Source organism: Peptococcus niger (assembly GCF_900101835.1).
GTDB classification, from domain to species: domain Bacteria; phylum Bacillota; class Peptococcia; order Peptococcales; family Peptococcaceae; genus Peptococcus; species Peptococcus niger.
Window position 1 is genome coordinate 120549 of the sequence record NZ_FNAF01000005.1, and the last position, 20074, is coordinate 140622.

Sequence of the window (20074 nt, forward strand, 5' to 3'; positions counted from 1 at the left end):
TTTAGAGGGAGGGGATGGTTGTGAAGGGGGATCCTAAAAGAGTCGGTGGCGGCCAATGGACCTTGCGAAGCGCCCTTGCTACGGGCCTGTTTTTACTTGGAGTTGGTGCTGTCACTACGCTAGGCTCTTTGTACATTGGCTTCTATCAATTTATCGATGGCCTTTTTGCGGCTTATTTAACCAACCTCCCCTTGCTTTTATTAAATGCCTTGCCGATTATTCTCAGCCTGCTGCTGGTCTTTGCCCTCAGCTCCTCTTTACGCATCGCCGTTTTTGTCAATACGGTTTTCTGGGGACTTTTGGCGGTTTTTAACGCGGTCAAGGTAGCCTATCGTCATGAAAGTTTGCGCATTGACGATGTCTATTTTTTAGGGCCCATGGTCAAAATTATGCCGCGTTATTTACAGGACCTTTTGCCCTTGCTGATTGCTGTCGGGCTAGGGGTGGTCCTTTTAGCAAGCCTTAGTCGACATTTGCCGAAAGTACCCCAATTGCCCCGGTTGGTGGCCGGGGGACTGGTCGCTCTTTTGCTGGTGACCGGTTTTGCTGCCCAGGGGAATTATAAAACTTGGAAAAAAGCCTTCTATCTCGGTGAAGTTCAGGGATTAAACAACTGGGTCGGCATTGACAACGATGCCAGCAATGGCTTTCCCTATTCTTTTATTTATCAGTCCTATGCGGTTCTGTTAAACACTCGCCAACCGGTTGATGAGGCTTTGGCTCGAGAGGTATTACAAGACTACCGGGCGATGCCGATGGCAGAGGAACAAAAGGTCAATGTCTTGGTGGTCCTTTTGGAGTCCTTTAAGGATTTTTCCGACTTAGGCATGGCAGGTCTGGAAGAGAGAGACCCCTATGCCTATTTTCACTCCCTGCAGAAGGAGGCCATTACAGGGGACCTGGTGCCGGATGTTTTTGGCGGCAGCACCACCGTTTCTGAATTAGAGGTCCTCTCCGGCTTTTCTATGACCATTATGGATCCAAGCTTTCGCTGGCCACGCCCGACCTATGTTTCCTTTTTCAAAGATCAAGGTTACGCCACAGAAGCCATGCACCCTAATGACGGTTATTTTTACAATCGGGTTAATGTCCTGCCCAATGTGGGCTTTGAAAAGTTTTTCTATACCCAGAATTATTTTAAGAATAAAGAAGAGGACGGGCTATATGCGGATAAGGCCCTTTTCAACCATGTCTTCAACCGGGTTCAAGGGGCAGAAAAACCGCTTTTTCACTACACAGCCACGATGCAAAATCATGGCCCCTATGCCGGCCTTCTTGCTGCCGACTCATGGTGCGAGCGGCCAGAAGGCATAAGTGAAGAAGACTTTAACGCCTTTCAGGCCTACTTAGAAGGCGTGGCAGATACCGGGCAGGTTTTATGGGATTTTACGCGTCGCCTGGAAGACTTAGATAAACCGGTGGTAGTGGTGGCCTTTGGAGACCATAGCCCCGGCTTTAGCAATACCTTTTTTAACCAGATGGGTTTTATTGATTCTAAAGACCAAGGGGTTCTGAAAAATATCCATTTTTATAAAACCCCCTATTTGATTTGGGGAAACGAATCAGCCAAGGCAAGGCTTGATAAGGATTTTAGCGGCTCTTTCGGCCCCTTGGATCCGGAACTTTTACTGGCCAAGACCATGGGCTATATGGGTGTAACCGGTAGTCCCTACCAGGCTTTTTTACAAGATTATGCTCAAGTTGTCCCGGTGGCGAAAAAAAGATATTGCTATGAAAATGGAGCCTATCAGCTTGCGCCAAGTAAAGAGGCGACCATTTGGATAGAGAAAAAAGAGGCGGCGGAAGGCTTTACCCGTCGGCAAAAAGTGCATTAACTGCCTTCAGTGGCATATTTTTAATGAAAGGTCCCCTTTTCGTCAGCCTCATTTTGCCATGATGAAAGGGGCCTTTTTTTGTAAGGCTTATTTTTCAGGAGGGACTGGCGATTGTCCCGCCAGCGGACCCATTCTTTCAGAAAGGGGGTCCACTGGGAAAGCGGGTAGTAGCCGGATAAGAAAAGGCTTGACAAGGCGGATGGCGAAAGAATGTAACAGGACATCCGTGACAGCCCTAATTGACGGGCCAAAAAGGATTCCTCGGTGGTCAGCTGCTGAATATGACCTTCATGGAGAAAATGCCAGCGGCAGTCGAAGCTGCCCTCTACCAGGACGAGGCGGTTGTTTTGCCAATCAATGCCCGGCGTTCGCTGGACAGCTAGGGCATAAAGGGGCATAAGCAGGAAAAGTGGCAGGGCCATCAGTTTCCAGCTGCCGGGAAAGGCATAGAGGATGCCTGCGCCCAGTAAGGCGAGAAAGAGCAAGAGGGGCCAGGCCGCGGGGATAATGCTTCTCAGCGGTTGACGCTTAAGGGTCGGCTGCCAGACGCTGCCCGGTAAAAGCTGGTCCAGTTGCTTAAAGATCTCACTTAAGGATGCGGCTAAAAGTAATTGCGCTGCAGGTCCTTCCTTCTCATCTTCCAACCCAACGTTAACGATGCTGACCGAGGCGTAGCCCAAGAGGCGGCCAATGAAGTTTTGCTCTAAGCTAATGGCATGGATACGGTGGGGCGGTACAGTGAAGGCCCGGCGGGTTAAAAGCCCATGGGTCAGGTATAAGCGATTGTCGGCTTTAGCCACCCGAAAGTCCCACCAGCGTGTCCAAGTGCGGACAGACTGTCTGAGGAAGGGAAACAATAGGCCCCCGGTAAGGATGGGGAGGAGGATAAGCGGTGCCAGGCCTTCAATGTCACTGAGGGGCAGCCAATTCAAATCTTCGCCGATGACCAGGGTGATGAGGGCAAAGAGAAGGCCCCAGGCCAGGGCTAAGCCCACTAAGAGAACAGAAGACCAAGACAGACTCATGATCCAGTGACGGGCCAACTCGGCTGTTGAATAGTGTTTCTCCCATACAGGTTCAGCTGGGGGTGCGTCGGGAAGATCTTCCTTAACGGCGCCGGCTTGAGGACGCTTCTGTAGGGCTTGGCGGAGTGCCGCAGCCCTTTTCTTGTCCAGATAAACGGTGACATCTGTGGAAGCGGCAGTGGACCGGGTATTGGTGTTGATGCAGACCTGGGCAAGGCCTAAAAGGCGGCAGCCGAGCGGTTCCTTAAGCTGAACATTGGAAATATCCGCCAGACGAATACGCATCAGGCGTTTGATCAGCTTGGTATCCCGGACTTCAAAGACATCATCGTGGAGAAAAAATTCTTGGCGGCGCCAGAGGAGGACGGCGGAAATACCGTTAAAGGCCACTGCCAGCAGGAGGAGCAGCAAAATGCCAGCGGTGGCGCCTAGGGCTTGCTGGAAATTGCCACTTATCAAAGTGGTCACCAGCCTTTTAAGATCCTCCAGATTGCCTGCAATCAAGACGGCAAAGATCGTCAGACTGGCAAAAAACCGGGCGGGGATCATTCGCTTGTCGTGTTTAAAGGGCTTTTCAAACACGGGCAGCCACCTCGCCTTCGGCAATCAGGGCGTTAATCTGCCGGTTTAGGGATTCGGCGATGTCGTTGGCCTCATCTTCCGGCAAACAATGAATTGATAAAGTGCCGCCGGCAGAGTAGAGTTCAATGTCCGCCAAACCGAATAAACGGTTGACCGGACCACTTTCAACGTGAACTTTCTGCAACCGCCGCATGGGGAGGTACTCACGGGTAACGGTCAATACACCATAACGTACAGCAATCAGGTCTTCACGGATCAGATACCGATAGCGCTTGTAACCCACCGTTGGCTTAGCGATACAATTGAAGACCAGGAGGGTGAAAATGAATCCCCAGAGGCAGCGGGCGATGACCAGGACCAGGGGCGGCACATTAAAGGCGGATAAAATTAAGTATAGAAGACCGGTTACCGCAGTCGTAATCACTAAGGTTAGGATGGCCGACAGGGCTAAGACCTTACGGGCGGCCGGTGGTAATAGTTTGGCATCAGAAATTTGCAAGAAAAGGCTCCTTTCAAGTTGATGACAGTTGACAAAGGACGCTAAAATGCGCCGTGCTTAGTATAGCATGGCGGAAAAATCAGGTAAAGGTAGGGGAACCCATATGATTGGACAAGTCAATACGCTGACCTTGCTGGATTATCCCGGCAAAACCGCGGCCACCGTTTTCATCAGCGGCTGCAATTTTCGCTGTCCCTTTTGCTACAACGGGTCCTTGGCGGAGGACCGGTTGCCGGCAGATGAACAGCACACGGTTGCGTCTGTTCTAGCCTTTCTTAAGGCGCGCCGAGGATTATTGGACGGCGTTTGCATCAGCGGCGGTGAGGCTCTGCTGTGGGATGACCTGCCCGCCTTTATCCGGTCTATTAAAACGATGGGCTATGCGGTCAAGCTGGACACCAACGGAAGTTTTCCGAAGCGGTTAAGGACCCTTCTTTCTGAGGGCATCTTAGATTATGTGGCCATGGATGTTAAAAACGACCCCATGCACTACGCAGAAACGGTGGGTTTAGCCACCGTCGACCTGGCCACCATACAGGCAAGCATGACCCTCTTGAAAGACAGCGGCCTGCCCTTTGAGTTTCGCACCACGGTGGTTAAAGAATTTCATACACCGGACCGGCTCCTCTCCTTGGCCCGCTGGATTGGTCCGGTGCAGAGGTATTTTTTACAATCTTTTAAAGACGAAGGCGACCTCCTGCAAGTCGGACTACATAGCCTGTCAGAAAAAGAAATGGAAGCCTGCCTAACCGCTGTACGAACGGTTTGTCCCCGGGCAGAGCGGCGCGGGTAAAACTACATATAGTATCTCTATACCGGCATATCGGGAATTTGTAGGCATATTTAGTAAAATGCGTTGACATCTGAGGACCCTTCTGCTAGCATTTAAAGTAGCTAAAAATACATGGGAGGTTATCAGATGTATCAAGTTTTAAAACGTGACGGCTCCGTGGCCCCTTTTAATATTGAAAAAATTACCCATGCCATGGTGCTGGCTTTTGATGCCTGTGAGCGTCAATATACGCCGGATATTATTGATTTTATGGCGCTTAAAGTGACGGCTGATTTTGAACCGAAGATTAGCGATGAACTCATCTGTGTGGAAGATATTCAGGATTCGGTTGAGAAAATTTTATCCCAGGCCGGCTATGCAGACGTGGCCAAGGCATATATTTTGTATCGTAAACAGCACGAAAAAATGCGCAACGTTTCCAACACCCTGGTGGATTATAAAGATATTGTTAACAGTTATGTAAACGTTGAAGACTGGCGGGTTAAAGAAAATTCGACCGTGACCTATTCTGTAGGTGGGCTCATTTTGTCCAACAGCGGTGCCATCACCGCCAATTATTGGTTGTCTGAAATTTACGACCAGGACATTGCGGAGGCCCACAAAAGCGGCGCCATTCATTTACATGACCTCTCCATGTTGACCGGTTACTGTGCCGGTTGGAGCCTTAAGCAGCTCATCCAGGAAGGCCTGGGCGGGATCCCGGGAAAGATTACCTCAAGCCCGGCGAAGCATTTGGCCACCTTGTGCAACCAAATGGTCAACTTCCTTGGGATTATGCAAAATGAATGGGCCGGGGCCCAGGCCTTTTCATCATTTGATACCTATCTGGCCCCCTTTGTTCGGGCAGACGGTTTGTCCTATGAAGCCACTAAAAAGTGCATAGAGAGCTTTATTTACGGGGTGAACACGCCAAGCCGGTGGGGAACCCAGGCCCCCTTTTCCAATATTACCCTGGACTGGACGGTTCCGCGGGACTTGGCCGACCAGCCGGCCATTGTCGGCGGTCGCGACATGGACTTCACCTATGGCGACTGCCAAGCGGAAATGGACATGGTCAACAAGGCCTTCATTGAAGTGATGCTCGAAGGAGATGCCCATGGACGGGGCTTCCAATACCCGATTCCGACCTATTCCATCACCAAGGATTTTGACTGGTCCGATAAAGAAAACAACCGTTTATTGTTTGAAATGACCTCCAAGTACGGGACGCCCTACTTTTCAAATTACATCAATAGCGACATGGAACCGAATGACGTCCGGTCTATGTGCTGCCGTCTGCGTTTAGATTTACGTGAACTCCGTAAAAAATCCGGGGGATTTTTCGGTAGCGGGGAATCCACCGGCAGCATTGGTGTGGTGACCATTAACTTGCCGCGCATTGCTTATTTGGCCAAAGACGCAGATGATTTTTACCGTCGGCTCAACCGTCTGATGGACATTGCCGCCCGGTCGTTAAAGACAAAACGTACCGTCATTGCTAAGCTTTTGGATGCCGGCCTCTATCCCTACACCAAGCATTACCTGGGCAGCTTTGAAAACCACTTCTCAACGATTGGCTTAATCGGTATGAATGAAGTTGGCCTAAATGCCAAATGGCTGGGCAAGGATTTGACCCATCCGGAAACGCAGGCCTTCGCCAAGGACGTTTTAAACCATATGCGCAACCGCCTGTCTGACTACCAGGAAATGTACGGTGACTTGTACAATTTGGAAGCGACGCCGGCGGAATCCACCACCTACCGCTTTGCCAAGCATGATGTCCAGCGGTATCCGGAGATTATTACGGCGGCCAAGGCCGGCGATACGCCCTATTATACCAACAGCTCTCACCTGCCAGTGGGCTATACGGCCGATATTTTTTCAGCCCTGGACATTCAGGACGACTTGCAGACCCTCTACACATCCGGGACGGTTTTCCATGGTTTCTTAGGGGAAAAATTGCCCGATTGGAAGGCCTCTGCGCAATTGGTGCGGAAGATTGCGGAAAATTACAAGCTGCCTTACTACACCATTTCCCCGACCTATTCGGTTTGCCGTGATCACGGCTACTTGAGCGGGGAAGAAAAATCCTGCCCCCATTGTGGCCAAGCCACGGAGGTTTACAGCCGCATAACCGGCTACTACCGTCCGGTGCAAAACTGGAATGACGGCAAAGCCCAAGAATTTAAAGACCGTCAGCTCTATGATCCCGCTAAAATGGGTTTGCGCTGGACAACCACTGCTGAAGGCAGGGTGCAGGCGCCTGGACCGGTCAAAGAAGACGTAGGAGTAACCACAGAGGCCTCTCCATTGACCGGCGCCTGGCTCTTTACAACGCCCACCTGCCCGAATTGCCCTATGGCCAAGCGAGAGCTGGATCGAGCAGGAATGGCCTACGAAACCGTCGATTGTACGACCAATACCGACCTGGCCCGGGCCTATGACATTACCGCTGCACCGACTCTGATCCTGGCGTCCGGCGAACGCTACGTGGGCTTGGCTGAAATCATGCCCCTTTGCCGGAGCCTGGCAGCCCAATGACGGCACAGGTTGATTGTTTGCCCCTGGCCGCTGAGACGGCCGATTTGGTGCGTCAAACCGGTCAGGCCCTTTTAAGCTGGCAGGTTGAACGGATTGAGTACAAGGGCAACGACCCCCAGGACTTGGTCAGCAATTTGGATCGGAAGGTTCAAGACCGGTTGGCGGAAGGACTCCAGTTGCTGCAAAAGGCGGATTTTTACGCCGAAGAAAAGACCAATGCGCCCATCAGCGGCTTAACCTGGATTGTCGATCCCATTGACGGCACCACCAACTTTATCAGCCGGGGGCGAGATTACGCCATCTCCGTTGCCTTATACGCCGGCGTCAAACCGCTTTTAGGCATTGTTTACGATGTGGAGCGGGACGACTTATATCAAGGCATTTCAGGACACGGGGCAAGCTTGAACGGTCGCCCGCTGGCGCAGCCGCCGGCGCAGCCGCTTTCGGCCTGCATCCTGGAAATGAGCATCGGAACCCTGCGCAACCTGATGCGCCGGACAGATGCCGGCCTGCTCAACATCAGCCGTGAAGTACGGGCGACCCGGTCAATGGGCTGCGCCTCTCTGGCCCTCTGCCAGGTGGCGGCGGGCAGGCTGCAACTGTACCTGTCCAGTCGGCTGCGCCCCTGGGACCATGCGGCGGCACGGGTGATTTTAGAAGAGGTGGGGGGGATTGTGGCCCCTTTATTCCCTGCCGAAAGCGAGGCAGACCCCTTTTTAGATGGGGCCCCCTTGCTGGGGGCAGCCAATAGGGATTTGGCCGCTAAAATTTTGCACCGGTATTTTTCGCCGGTTGCTGATGGATAAGATGACAAGACCGCCTGGTTGTCCGGGCGGTCTTTTTGCATGGGCTTGTGCGTGACGGCAGGGTAACTTGGGTACATAAATGATGACGGTTTACACTTAAAGGGAGGGAATCAGATGTCTATTCAAGTCATTCAGGCGGATATTACCCGCTTGGAGGTCGATGCCATTGTGAATGCGGCCAATGAGTCCTTGCTCGGTGGGGGTGGTGTTGACGGGGCCATTCACCGGGCGGCAGGACCGGAATTATTGGCCGAAACGCGGAAAATTGGCGGTTGTCCGACGGGGCAAGCGCGCTTGTCCGGCGCTTATAAGCTGCCCTGCCGCGCCATTATTCATACGGTTGGGCCGGTTTGGCATGGTGGCGCGGCAGGTGAAGCAGAATCCTTGGCCGCTTGCTATGTCAACAGCTTGAACTTGGCGGTGCAGGAAGGCTTTCAGAGCATTGCCTTTCCGGCCATATCAACCGGCGTTTATGGGTACCCGATTGAAGAAGCGGCGGACATTGCGGTGCGCACGGTGGCAACTACAGCGCCAGCGGAGATGAGCGTTTACCTGGTTTGTTTCAATGACGCTGACCGTGATGTTTATGCACAAGCCTTGGCCCGTTGGCAAGTGCAGGATGACAAGCAAGTGTAAGGGAGGGAGATATGCTCACAGATGTTTTTAAAGAGTTGACGACGAATAGCTCTTTTTACTTGTCTTTAACCCTGGACCACCTGATGATTACCGGTATTGCAGCCTTGATTGCCATTGTCATCGGGGGGCTTGTCGGCATCGGCATCAGTGAAAGGCCGCGTTATGCACCGGTGGTGATATCGGTCGTCAACATTGCCTATACGATTCCATCTATTGCCTTGTTGGGGGTATTTATTTCTATTACAGGGATCGGCAATACGACAGCCATCATCGTCCTGACCATTTATGCCCTGCTGCCGGTGGTGCGCAACACCTATATAGGCCTGACCAGCGTTGATCAGAGTGTTTTAGAAGCGGCCCTGGCCATGGGTAATACGGAGCGGCAGATGCTCCTACAGGTCAAATTGCCGCTGGCCCTGCCGGTGATTTTCTCCGGAATTCGCAATATGCTGACCATGACCATCGCCATGGCAGGGATTGCCTCTTTTGTCGGCGCCGGTGGCCTGGGGGTGGCCGTTTTTCGTGGCATCACCACCAATAACAAGGCCTTGCTCATCAGTGGGAGCCTGTTGATTGCCCTACTTGCGCTGGTATGTGACGGCGGTTTGGGCTTGGTGGAAAAGGGCTTGACGCGCCGGCACCGTCGGGCGGTTCCGGATGAAAGGCGCAAACGCTGGCTGGCCTTTGCCTTGGTCCTGCTGGTCGGCATCGGCGCCCTCACCTGCAGCCTTGGCCTGCGGCAGGGAACGACGGTCAATATTGCCTCAAAACCGACCACAGAAAGCTACATCCTGGCGGAAATTGCGGCGAACCTGATTGAAGAAAAAACGGATTTAAATACGACCATCTCTCATGGCATCGCCGGCGGGACGGGGAATATTCACCCGGCCATGGTAAAAGGAGATTTTGATATATATCCTGAGTACACCGGAACGGCTTGGCAGAACGTTTTAAAAGACAAGACGCCCTATAAAGAGTCCCGCTTTCCTGAACTTAAGAAACGCTATGAACAGGAGTACGGATTGACCTGGTGTGCCATGCTTGGCTTTAACAACACCTATAGCCTGGCGGTGCGCAAAGATTTGGCCCAGGCACACGGATTGACAAACTTCAGCGACCTGGTTCCCTTGGCGCCATCCTTGATTTTTGGCGCCAATTATGACTTCTTTGAGCGCCAAGACGGCTATCCGGCGCTGATTAAGGCCTATGGCTTGAACTTCAAGCAAACGGCGGATATGGACAACGGGCTCAAATATCAAGCCCTCTTTGATGGGCAAATTGATGTGATGAGCGCTTTTACCACAGACGGGCAATTGTCCGACCCGCGGGTTACGGCGTTGAAAGATGATTTGGAATTCTATCCGTCCTACCAGGCCGGTTTTGTCGTCCGTACCGATGTCTTGGCCGACCACCCTGAATTGAAAACGGTTTTAAACCAGCTGTCCGGGCAAATTGATGAAGCGACCATGTCCAAGATGAACTACGCCGTTGAAGTTGAGAAGAAAACGCCACAATCCGTGGCGAAAGCATTTTTAAAGGAAAAAGGGATGCTTGACGCCTAGAGGCAACTGCCCACGAGCAGGCGAATCATTCCATAAAAAAACAGACCGCACAAAGGGGACACCATTATGACCAGAAGGATAATGGTGAGCCCCTTGGCGGTCTGTTTTTTATGTCAGCTGGCAGCAGGCAAAATTCAGCAGTCCTTGGTAAGGGTGCCGGTGGTTAAAAACAACACATTCAAGGGCTTGATGGTCAATCTTAGTCACTAAGTTAAATTCGTTACCTTATCTTGAAAGTCTAAAAAATATTAAAAAGTAAAAACAAATAAATCGGCTATAAGTATAAAAAGTAGATGCCATAAAATTAGCATTGACATAAAAATAAAATATAATTAGATTAGCGTTGACATGTTTATTCAAATGAACTAGGATTAGCTATAGTTAATGAATTCGGTTATGATAAAGGAGGAATATATGAAGAGAAATAAATTCATTGCAGCTTGTGTACTCATCGCTTTTTCTGCTTCTGTGCCCATATCGGCCTTTGCTGCGGAACATGCTAATGTTTCTCAAGCCCGATCTTTGCGGACCACGTCCAATAAAACTTTTCATAGTACTGCTAAAGTTATTGCAGATCCCTCATGGAGGACAGGGAACTATGAGCTTGGCGTTGATGCTGAAATCAATGCAGCCGGTGAATTAACCAAGGTAAAAATAACCCCTCCGGCTAATTTGCATCGTAAAAACAAACCTTATGTTAATACGTTAATCAATGGTGATCCGAGTAACGAGAAGCAAAGTTTTAGTGAAATTCTTAAAGCGCGAAAAATAAAGACAAAAGCGGATTTTAAAGCTATGCGGACGACTTATAATGAGGATTTTGATGGTGAACGCAGCGAAGCCTACCTGGGTAATGCAGATGCTGTAACGGGCGCAACCATATCATCAGGTGCTGTACGCAAGGCCATCCTTGATATTTTTGAACAGTATGAAGCAAGTGCGCCGAAACCAGAACCACAACCGCAACCAGAGCCACAACCTGAACCGACACCGCCGGCTCCTAAACCGGGAATTTCTGTAAAGGACATTCATGACCCTCAGCCCGAGCCGGGAAAAGGTCCCTTTACCTTTAGCGGTGAAGCGGAAGTAAAAGGGCTTAAAGAAACAAATCCCTACCGAATTTCGGTGGTTGCTAAATTCAATGCTTCAGGACAGGTAGAACAATTTAAGGTTAAACCGATGTTAACCGAAGTGAATGAGCAGACTTTCAAAGCTTGGCAGGCGCTTGTTAATCCTGATAAGGAGAATATTTATACCATAGTAGCTCAAATGCCAAGACGAGATAAGGCCGCCTTTGAAGCTATGAGGACAACTTATCGCCAACGGTATGACAGCAGGCGTTCGTATTTTTATCGGTCTAATTATGATGCCGTTACCGGAGCGACCCTTACAAGTGAGGCTGTTCGTCAGGCCCTAATAAATGCCTGCGAAGAGTTTGAAAAAGCAGCGCCACAACCATCGCCGGAACCGGTACCTAATCCTGAACCACAACCGGAGCCTAAACCGCAAGACCCCTATACCTTTATAGGGCACGGTCACGTTGAAGCATTAGAAGATTGGGGCTCTGTGCCGGGCTATGACGTTGACGTGGAAACAACCTTTAATCCGGCAGATGGGACAGTAAAGACCTTGAAAATCCAGACGAGCAAACCCCTGCACCCTAAAAATAAGACATACTGGAACATTTTAACGGTAGATGAGGGCAATTTTTACGATATTGTACATCAAAAGCATATTTGCACAAAAACCGATTACGAAAAGATGCGCACCCGGTACAATGCTGATTATGATACGGATCGTGTAGCGGCATATACGGGCAATCATGATGCTGTTACTGGGGCAACGATGGCAAGTAATGGCGTGCGCTTGGCCGTTTTAGATGCCTTTAAGCAATATGAAGCGAAATACGGTGCCGTGCCGACACCTGCTCCAAAACCTGAGGAGCCTGATAACCCACCTCAACCACCGAAGCCTAAAAAATATCAATTTACCGGTCATGCAACTATTTCCGGAGCCAAGGTCAAGGGGGGCTATGATATAGCTGTAGACGTGACCTTTGATAAAGAGGGTCATTATGTTTCTTCTGAACCTTATATTTTAGAAAATAGCAGCAACCGTTATCGCAGTAAAAACGATAAATACTGGCGGCGCGCCACCGGTCATTCGCCAAAATTCCGCGATACCCGTGCGCAAAGGACAGACGATCGGAGTTATAGCGGTGGCGCTATGCCGGTATATGGGTTGAGAAGTTACCATGAAGAGGGTGGCGTGGAAGATTACGCTGGAAGGCGGACCTTTTATGAAACCATTCGCAGTAAAAATTGCAAGACCTATGAGGACTTTTCAGCTCTGCGGATGACATATAGCCATGACTTTAAAGATAAACGTTCCAGCCGCTATAAAGATAATTGGGATGCGACAACTGGTGCGACTGTTACCTGCGATGCCTTGAAAACAGCTATCTTAGATGCCTTTGGACAATACATGGCGCAGGACGCCTCCCCGGATGATTCGGTACCGGGCAGTGCCTATAGTGCTACTGGCACCGCCGTTTGTAAGGGCGGCAGTATTCGCCGAGCCTATACTGTAACGGTACGCGTGTTTTTTGATAAAAACGGCAACTATTTAGCGGCGAAACCTTCAGCAGACGGTATTTACGGTAGTGATAAAGGGTACTGGGTCAGAGCCGGCGGTAATGGTGGCAATACCGGTGTATTTCGGATCTTTGCTCAAAAAGGCGTTAAAAGCAAAGCTGACTTCCAGGCCTTGCAGATGACCTATAGACAGAACTCAGTCGATGCCGTTACCGGTGCTACTTTAACATCCGCTGCAATTCGAGATGCTATTGTTCGCGCCTTTGATGCGCCTAAGGAAAAAATAAAATGACTTTAGAAATTTGTAGTGGGGAAACATCATTAACTGTTTTCTACAAAGACAGGAGGACTTCGTAAATGGTCGATCGAAAAAATTTTTATCGGCTAACGTCAATTGTGTTAGCAATGGTAATGATGGTTCTTGCCATATCACCGCCGGCGATGGCAAAAAGCAGAGATCCGGAAATAGGCTATATTGTGGCGCGGTATGCAAGCTTGGATGAGGCAGAACAAAATTTGCTACAACTAGAGGGAAAAAAACGGTATAAATATCCATATAAGGAAATCTTTCAAAAAATGGAATTTTATGATTCCAGAGGTCGGCGCATCCATGTTGATTGGAGAGGTGTTGATAGAGAAAGAGAAGAGGGCGTTCGTTACTGGCAATATACTAGCTCTTCATTTAGTCGTAGTAGCCAGGGATACTATTATCTGGATATGGAAAAAGTCCAGCTAAGGTCTAGAGAATATAACGATTGGGAAGAAATTGAAGGGAGAAATATACGCTTAAGAATATACATGACCGCTTCTGAACAAAAGGAAGCTGAGCGCTACAAGGGTAAGGCTGTTGCTGAAATAAGGGCTGGAGGGGACTTGCCGGAGAGTGCGGTTTCCTTTACCCCCTCTTTACCGGAGGGCGCCCGCATCAGCAGATATAGCAGGGAGATTAGACAGATGGTCGAAGATGCTCGGCCAGGCCATTACACCGGAAAGGTAAAGGTTCGCTTTAAGGATGGCAGTGAAGGCTGGTATCCTTTGGCCCTTCGCATAAAAGACAAGGCTACGGAAGCGGACCAATATCAGGGGGAAGCAAGTGCGACCCTTACCCAGGGGGATAAGATAGCTAACACGACTATCCATTTCACTCCAGAACTGCCTGCAGGGGCGCAGGTAAAAGCGTATACAGATATTGATGTGAATAACCCGGGAACCTACTATGGCTCAATAGAGGTTGAGTTTAGTGACCGCAGCAGCAAGTGGTATCCCTTTACGGTGACCGTTCAAAAGAGGACAAGCCTAGCAGATGACTATACTGGGGTGGCGAATGTTTCCGTCGCTCAGGGCGAGGCGGTTCAGTTGAATGAGGATCATTTTAATCCAAAACTGCCGGCCGGTTCAACAATCGGTGCCATTAAAGGCATTTCAACAGAACGGGTTGGTCGACAGACAGGGACGGTTACCGTAACTTTTTCGGATAATAGCGTTAAGCAGGTGGCACTTACTGTAGAGGTAAGCAAAAAGGAGGTTGCCATTCCGGAGATTATCAGCAAGCCGGTTCAAGGATTTACTCCTATCGCTCAAGCCGGGAATAAATTCTTGCTGGTGAAGGTTGCTTTGCCAGAGGATCAAAAACTGCTGCCGGATGGCGAGATTGGGCTGGTAGCAGAAGATGGCGAGCCCCTGATTAAACCAGATGGAGACCCCTATTCTGTTGACTTAACCGAGGAAGCTTTGAAGGATAAGGCGATAGATTCTGAAAGCGGAAAAGTAAGCTATACTTTCAAAGTGCCGATTGGTGACGCGACAGGAGATTATTTTGAAAATGGCCGTAAGGTTCGCGTTGTTTTGGCGCAAGGAATGGAACCCTTGGGCATCAGCCCGACAATCGCCTTAAATTACACCTCGCCGAGTGTGGCTAATTTGGACATTCAGCCTGAGCGAGAAGGTGTTGTAAGCCCATTGACCTTTGATATGCTTTCTAAAGCTGATTTGCTGGATTGTTGGTATCAAGTGGGCGATCAGGTCTATACCAATAGGAGCGAATGTGAGCCCAGAAAAGGGACGCTTTATATTGACAATGATCTCTTGGACCGGAAAGCAACCCTAAAAATACACGTCCGCGATGTTTTGGGCAATACCAGTAGCCTTGATTATAATTTAGCAGAAACACTTCTTGAACCATTGCCCACGCTTAATGTATGGGTTAGACAACCCTTTGCCGGAAGTAGAGGGATTTACATTGACCCGGGTGTCGAGGATCAAGTGGACGTTAAGATTTACAGTAATGGGGAGGAGGTGTATGAGGGTACCATTGTGGGGGCCAAAATGGTTACTTTGCAAAAGCCCTTACTTGCTGGCACCCATCTTCATATTAGCTTGACAAAGGATGGATATGAAGACGCTGCGGTGGATTTAAATGTTGGTAAAGGTTCACGACGCAGGTAAACGCATTGTTCGTTAAAGAAAGGATTGAACACATGAAGAATATTAGAAGGTTAGCTATAGCTATATGCACCTTGCTTGTTTTTGCCATGCTGCCCTTGGCAATGCCGGCCCATGCAGAAACAGCTCAGACAGCAACAGGGACGCAAAAGTTAATTATTCCTTTGGATATGGAAACAGAGGACATGGGAAATATGCCGATGCTACGGAGCTTTGTCCCGATGTACTCGCGCATGTCTGCTCCAAATGATCTTTCGAAATATGAAAAAGAGATTGAATTACAATCTCGAATCAAGGGTTACAATTTAACGTATGAAGATCTTGGTAAGTTGAGGATTTCAGTCTATCAATATCCTCAAGGTAAACCCCAAGAGCATAAAATGGTGGATCAGGCAACGGTAGAACCCTTATCCGGCATCTATACCTACCCTAAAAAGTTTCCTGTATATGTTCCAAACAGCTATAAGGTTTATAAGTACTATCTTGAAGTAGAGTCAGATGGTGATTATTATGACCTGGCCAATGCTGTGCCGCTTAAGAACAGCCCGGGTGGTAACTTTGAAAAAACAGTTTGCTCTATAACTTTCCAGCAAGTTTTAAATACCCGGGTTCAGTATGACTGGGTTGATGGTGGTGCACAGGATAGGCCTGATATTCAAGGCTTTAAATTAAGTGGTCAAGAGATTACTGTTCCTAAGGAAAATGATACGGAGGAATATTGGGGACGGGTTCGAAAGCCAGACATTAATCAAGAAGCAGATATTTATGGTAAAGCCTTGTCTTTTAATGAAGACCCCGGCAATGTTATTCAAGTTAATAAGAAGGCAAAGGCAAATGGTTATGCCCTTGATTACTCTTGGGATGCCGTTCACGGTGGCCATGTGGTCCTGACGAAACTCTTAAAAGTGGACTATGATCCGGGTGCGGGACAATTCTCAGGTAAAACGAAAGGGGAGCATTTTAACAAGGACCTTTATTACCAGGCTGATTTTAGCGGCGATAAAGAAGAAGGATTTTTGACACAAGATCTTCCGGAATTGACGGCTCCGGAAGGCAAGCATTTTGTTAAATGGAATCGTTCCATTAGCTGGCCTGCTACAGAAAACGTCACCGTTACCGCTGAGTATGCAGATAACGTTATTCCGGCTGACAATACGACGGGTAAACCGCAGGGGTATACGGCGGTGACTTTTGTAGTTGATGCGGCCAAAGGGACCTTAGATGGCCAAAGTACCTTTTATGTTTATCCGGGTACCAGCAAATCTGAAATTACCGCTCCGGACGTAAAACCGAGCACCGGCTATACCTTTAAAGAATGGGATCGCGCGTTACCGGAAACCATTGGACAAGATGATATTACGATAACCGCAACCTTTAATACCCTAGATGCTGTCATTGAAGCTGGGGACAATGTGCAAAAACCTGCCGGCTATTTTGATGTTCAGTTTACTGCTGATGCTGATAAAGCTAGCCTGAAAGGGCCTGCCCATTACTATGTCAAACCGGGAACCAATACCGATGAGCTGACGAAACCGACTGTTGAAACGGTTGTCGGCTTTAACCACACCGGCTGGTCGCCTGAAGTCACCGGTCAAGTTGACAACAATTTGACCTTTGCGGCAACTTTTGAAACGCTTAATGACGTTATTTCAGCAGATGAGCCGGGTGCAGTTGCCCCGAAAGGGTATCTGACGTTGACCTTTGATATCGCTGGTCAAGATGCTGATAAGGGTCGTTTAGAAGGAAGCAAGAAATTCTTTGTTAAACCGGGTACAGCTAAGGCCCTTGTCGCAGCACCATCTGTGACGGCAAATACGGGCTTTAAATACACGGGCTGGACACCGGAAATCCCTGAAACATTTATAGAAAATAAAAACTTTGTTGCTCAATTTAGCACCTATGAGGATGTTATCCCGGCTAATGAAGGCGTTGAACGGCCGGCAGGCTATGTTGAGATCAGTTATATGATTAACCCGCTTGATGCAAGCAAGGGATCTTTTAAACCCGGTTCTGTGACCAAGTATTTTGTCAAACCGAATGCAGATATGAAAGCCGCACAAGCGCCTGAAATTGATCCAGCTATTGGTTATGCTCATAAGGGATGGGAGCCGGACCTACCGAAAACGGCACCGACATCGGATAAAAGCTATGCTGCTGTATTCTCTGAAATAGCGACAATCCTTCCGGCAGATACGGGCAGCCAGAAACCGAAAGGTTATTTGACCGTTAGCTTTAAAAGTGAAGATGAGCGTAAAGGTAGCCTTGAAGGAGGACAATCTTATTTTGTGAAACCGGGCGCAGATTTAAAGGAAGTTATCCGAAAAGCCCCGACTGTTAAAGCAAACAATGGTTATCAAGCGACAGGTGAATGGACAGCTGCACCGGAAGCGAGAGATGGGAAAGTCCAGGAAGATACGACATTAACCATGTCTTTCTTGAAGGATGATTTGACAAAAGCGACGGTTGAGCAAAAAGATAAAGACAGCTTGAACGGTACTGCTCCTGCCGGCAGCACAGCGGTGCTGTATATCGGTGGTAAAGAGGTAGGCGATGGGGTTCAAGTCGCTGAAAACGGAGAATTTACTTTGCCCTTACCCCAAAATCTTGCTCACGATACCCAGGTACAAGTGATGGTTAAAAAAGACGGTAGCGTTAGTAAAATTTCTGAGGCGGTTGTTGTTGATCGTCAGGGTCCCCAGTTGACCAATATTACAAGTGATTCCAGAGAGGATATGGCTCACTATGTCGTCAGCTTTGACATTACGGATGACCACCCGGTTGATGCTAAGGACGTTTATATTGCGGTTGGTGGGCAAAATTATACTGCTGAAATTAACGAAAACAAGGGATCTATTTACCTTCCTAAAAATAGTGTTGCTAGTGGCAGTGCCTTAACCATCTGTGCAAAAGATAAGTTTGGCAACGAAAGTACAGAAAACTTGACCTTACTATCTGATGCGGACATCGAGCAATATAAGCCGGTTGACTTTGAAGTGCGTAGCCCCTTCGCAAGAACGAAACAAATATCAATTATGCACGTCAGTGCAAATTGCACAATTACAGCAGAGATTTATAGAAACAATGATTTAATTGAAACTAAGGAAGTAACATGTAATAAGCAAGAAGAGCGCTTCCCCTTGCAACTCTCGCTGAATAATGCGCTCCAGCAGGGTGATACTGTCTATGTTTACACCAATAAAGGTGAACAAAATCAGAGCGATCCGCTTATTTTTCAAATTAAAAATAGCGGTAGACGCAGATAGTCATCCGACAGTTGCTGAAGAAAGGATGTCCCAGTATGCGTAATAGCTTTTGGGGATATTTGGCTGCCTTTGTGGTGTTCCTGGTACTTTTACCGGGAACACTTTTTGCAGCGTCAGATACCTCTGCTTCTGAAAACACTATAGAAAATGGAATGCGCTATGTGGCCTTGCCTTTTGTTGATGCACCTGAAGAAGAAATGGATTTTGCCAGTCCCTTCAGGGGGATGATGCTCATGTCAAGAGCTGCGATTTCTCCGGATATCAGCGATCAACAGATGGTGGCTACAGTTAAACTAACCCTGGCAGCAACCCGTGCAAAAGAATTTGCCCTAACCGATAAAGATATCTTTGATACGGATAAAGGGGTTACAATTCAATTATTGCGCGTTGATGGTCCTCAAAAATTTACGCCTGTTCAAGAAAAAGTAATTCATTCTCTTGATGAATTTCAATTTGATCCGGTGCCGCGTTTTAAACCGGGCGCGACCAACCCACATCAAGCAAGTTCACGGATTCAATATCTTATTGGGCTGCCAGAAGCCTTTGATCTGGCACCGGCAGTGGCGATTATTCAAAAACCGCCCATGTGGGACCCCAAGCAGTATCTTCAAGTAACCTATGAAGTTATTTTGCGCCAAATCATCAACTCAGAAGTCTGGGTTAAATGGGTGGATGATGAAACCGTTGACAGCCGGCGTGAGGCGTTTGCGCCTTTAGAGTTGAAAGTTAAACTAATGAACTGGAATGACCAGGAGGGACCCATTGCGGAATTCCTTCCTCAATATGAAACCGAGGAAGTCGGTTACGGTCGTGAGGATTGGTTTTTACCTGTGGAAAAAGGATATCTGGATAGACGGTCCGGTCTTGATATGCTATATGGGTTGGATATTTCCAGTCATTTTTTAAGTGATGATGGCGCGAATAATGGCATGATTGCATTTTATGTATCCACTAAGCCGGTAGAGGGGTATGGCAGTAAGGACGAACCGGGAATTTATGATGAGGACCATCCCTTATTGCCGCCTCAAAATGGCTTGGAGTATATGGTTGACTTGAAAGGAGATATCAAAAACGGGTATACAGCGACTTTTAGACAACTGAAAGAATTAAAGTTCGATTCAGGGGAATGGGGTCAGCTGAAAGAGGATCAAAAGGTACAGAAGATAGGTAAAGGATTAAAAGTGGAGCTGCCGGTACCGTCAAATGTACCGGAAGGTTACAAATTCCTTGGATGGAAGGTTCAAGGTCATGAAGAGGGTCAGCCCCTAACCGGAGATTATACGGTAGATCAGAGCCAGGCATTTGAGGCTGTTTACCTGCCCCCCATCCTTGACGTAACGAGCGATCCAGGGAAAGCCACTCCGGAAGGGTACATCCGTGTAACCTTTAAAGCCGGAGAAGGTGTGGAAATTGAAAATAAAATCTACGACGTCAAAGCCGGTAGCGTTTTAGACAAAGACCACTTTCCTAAAATTACCGTAAAAGACGGCTACAAGAACCCCGGCTGGAATCCGGCA

At 48.6% G+C, this 20074-nt stretch carries 13 protein-coding genes; 11 read left to right on the forward strand and 2 right to left on the reverse strand.

The features are described 5' to 3' along the window. Positions 1-20: 20 nt before the first annotated feature. On the forward strand, positions 21-1835 hold the full coding sequence (locus tag BLQ16_RS05655; protein WP_159428000.1) for an LTA synthase family protein: 1815 nt from the start codon (positions 21-23) through the stop codon (positions 1833-1835). Positions 1836-1855: 20 nt separating this feature from the next. Here BLQ16_RS05655 and BLQ16_RS05660 read toward each other — a convergent pair whose 3' ends face one another. Further along, positions 1856-3442 (reverse strand): PH domain-containing protein, encoded by a 1587-nt coding sequence (locus tag BLQ16_RS05660; protein ID WP_091791776.1) that lies wholly within the window; start codon positions 3440-3442, stop codon positions 1856-1858. Next, positions 3435-3941 carry a PH domain-containing protein gene (locus BLQ16_RS05665; RefSeq protein WP_159428001.1) on the reverse strand — a complete coding sequence of 169 codons (507 nt, stop codon included), beginning with the start codon at positions 3939-3941 and terminating at the stop codon, positions 3435-3437. The genes BLQ16_RS05660 and BLQ16_RS05665 overlap by 8 nt, the downstream gene beginning before the upstream one ends. A gap of 103 nt (positions 3942-4044) precedes the next feature. Here BLQ16_RS05665 and BLQ16_RS05670 point away from each other — a divergent pair, with 103 nt between their 5' ends. The 10 genes from BLQ16_RS05670 to BLQ16_RS05710 form a co-directional block, all read left to right on the forward strand. Beyond that, on the forward strand, positions 4045-4734 hold the full coding sequence (locus BLQ16_RS05670; protein ID WP_091791778.1) for an anaerobic ribonucleoside-triphosphate reductase activating protein: 690 nt from the start codon (positions 4045-4047) through the stop codon (positions 4732-4734). A 126-nt stretch (positions 4735-4860) separates the two neighbouring features. Further along, positions 4861-7254, forward strand: coding sequence for a ribonucleoside triphosphate reductase (locus tag BLQ16_RS05675; protein WP_091791779.1), 2394 nt, complete (start codon positions 4861-4863; stop codon positions 7252-7254). Then, positions 7251-8060 (forward strand): inositol monophosphatase family protein, encoded by an 810-nt coding sequence (locus BLQ16_RS05680; RefSeq protein WP_091791780.1) that lies wholly within the window; start codon positions 7251-7253, stop codon positions 8058-8060. Before BLQ16_RS05675 ends, BLQ16_RS05680 begins: the two co-directional genes overlap by 4 nt. 114 nt (positions 8061-8174) lie before the next feature. Further along, positions 8175-8696 (forward strand): O-acetyl-ADP-ribose deacetylase, encoded by a 522-nt coding sequence (locus BLQ16_RS05685; RefSeq protein WP_091791781.1) that lies wholly within the window; start codon positions 8175-8177, stop codon positions 8694-8696. Positions 8697-8707: 11 nt separating this feature from the next. Continuing rightward, a complete protein-coding gene (locus BLQ16_RS05690) occupies positions 8708-10258 on the forward strand; it encodes an ABC transporter permease/substrate-binding protein (RefSeq protein ID WP_091791782.1) in 1551 nt (516 codons plus the stop codon). A 66-nt stretch (positions 10259-10324) separates the two neighbouring features. Further along, entirely contained in the window at positions 10325-10468 is a 144-nt protein-coding gene (locus BLQ16_RS09650) for a hypothetical protein (RefSeq protein ID WP_159428002.1), read from the forward strand. Positions 10469-10672: 204 nt separating this feature from the next. Next, positions 10673-13144 (forward strand): FMN-binding protein, encoded by a 2472-nt coding sequence (locus BLQ16_RS05695; protein WP_159428003.1) that lies wholly within the window; start codon positions 10673-10675, stop codon positions 13142-13144. A gap of 65 nt (positions 13145-13209) precedes the next feature. Beyond that, on the forward strand, positions 13210-15297 hold the full coding sequence (locus BLQ16_RS05700) for a Rib/alpha-like domain-containing protein (protein WP_091791784.1): 2088 nt from the start codon (positions 13210-13212) through the stop codon (positions 15295-15297). A gap of 5 nt (positions 15298-15302) precedes the next feature. Next, entirely contained in the window at positions 15303-18557 is a 3255-nt protein-coding gene (locus BLQ16_RS05705; RefSeq protein WP_144019667.1) for an RNA-binding protein, read from the forward strand. A 35-nt stretch (positions 18558-18592) separates the two neighbouring features. Beyond that, on the forward strand, positions 18593-20074 hold a 1482-nt coding region (locus BLQ16_RS05710), incomplete at its 3' end, for a hypothetical protein (protein WP_144019668.1).

Coding starts and splice junctions, on each gene's coding strand:
- BLQ16_RS05670 (WP_091791778.1), top strand. CDS start 4,045: ATGATTGGACAAGTCAATACGCTGACCTTGCTGGATTATCCCGGCAAA.
- BLQ16_RS05675 (WP_091791779.1), top strand. CDS start 4,861: ATGTATCAAGTTTTAAAACGTGACGGCTCCGTGGCCCCTTTTAATATT.
- BLQ16_RS05680 (WP_091791780.1), top strand. CDS start 7,251: ATGACGGCACAGGTTGATTGTTTGCCCCTGGCCGCTGAGACGGCCGAT.
- BLQ16_RS05685 (WP_091791781.1), top strand. CDS start 8,175: ATGTCTATTCAAGTCATTCAGGCGGATATTACCCGCTTGGAGGTCGAT.
- BLQ16_RS05690 (WP_091791782.1), top strand. CDS start 8,708: ATGCTCACAGATGTTTTTAAAGAGTTGACGACGAATAGCTCTTTTTAC.
- BLQ16_RS09650 (WP_159428002.1), top strand. CDS start 10,325: ATGACCAGAAGGATAATGGTGAGCCCCTTGGCGGTCTGTTTTTTATGT.
- BLQ16_RS05695 (WP_159428003.1), top strand. CDS start 10,673: ATGAAGAGAAATAAATTCATTGCAGCTTGTGTACTCATCGCTTTTTCT.
- BLQ16_RS05700 (WP_091791784.1), top strand. CDS start 13,210: ATGGTCGATCGAAAAAATTTTTATCGGCTAACGTCAATTGTGTTAGCA.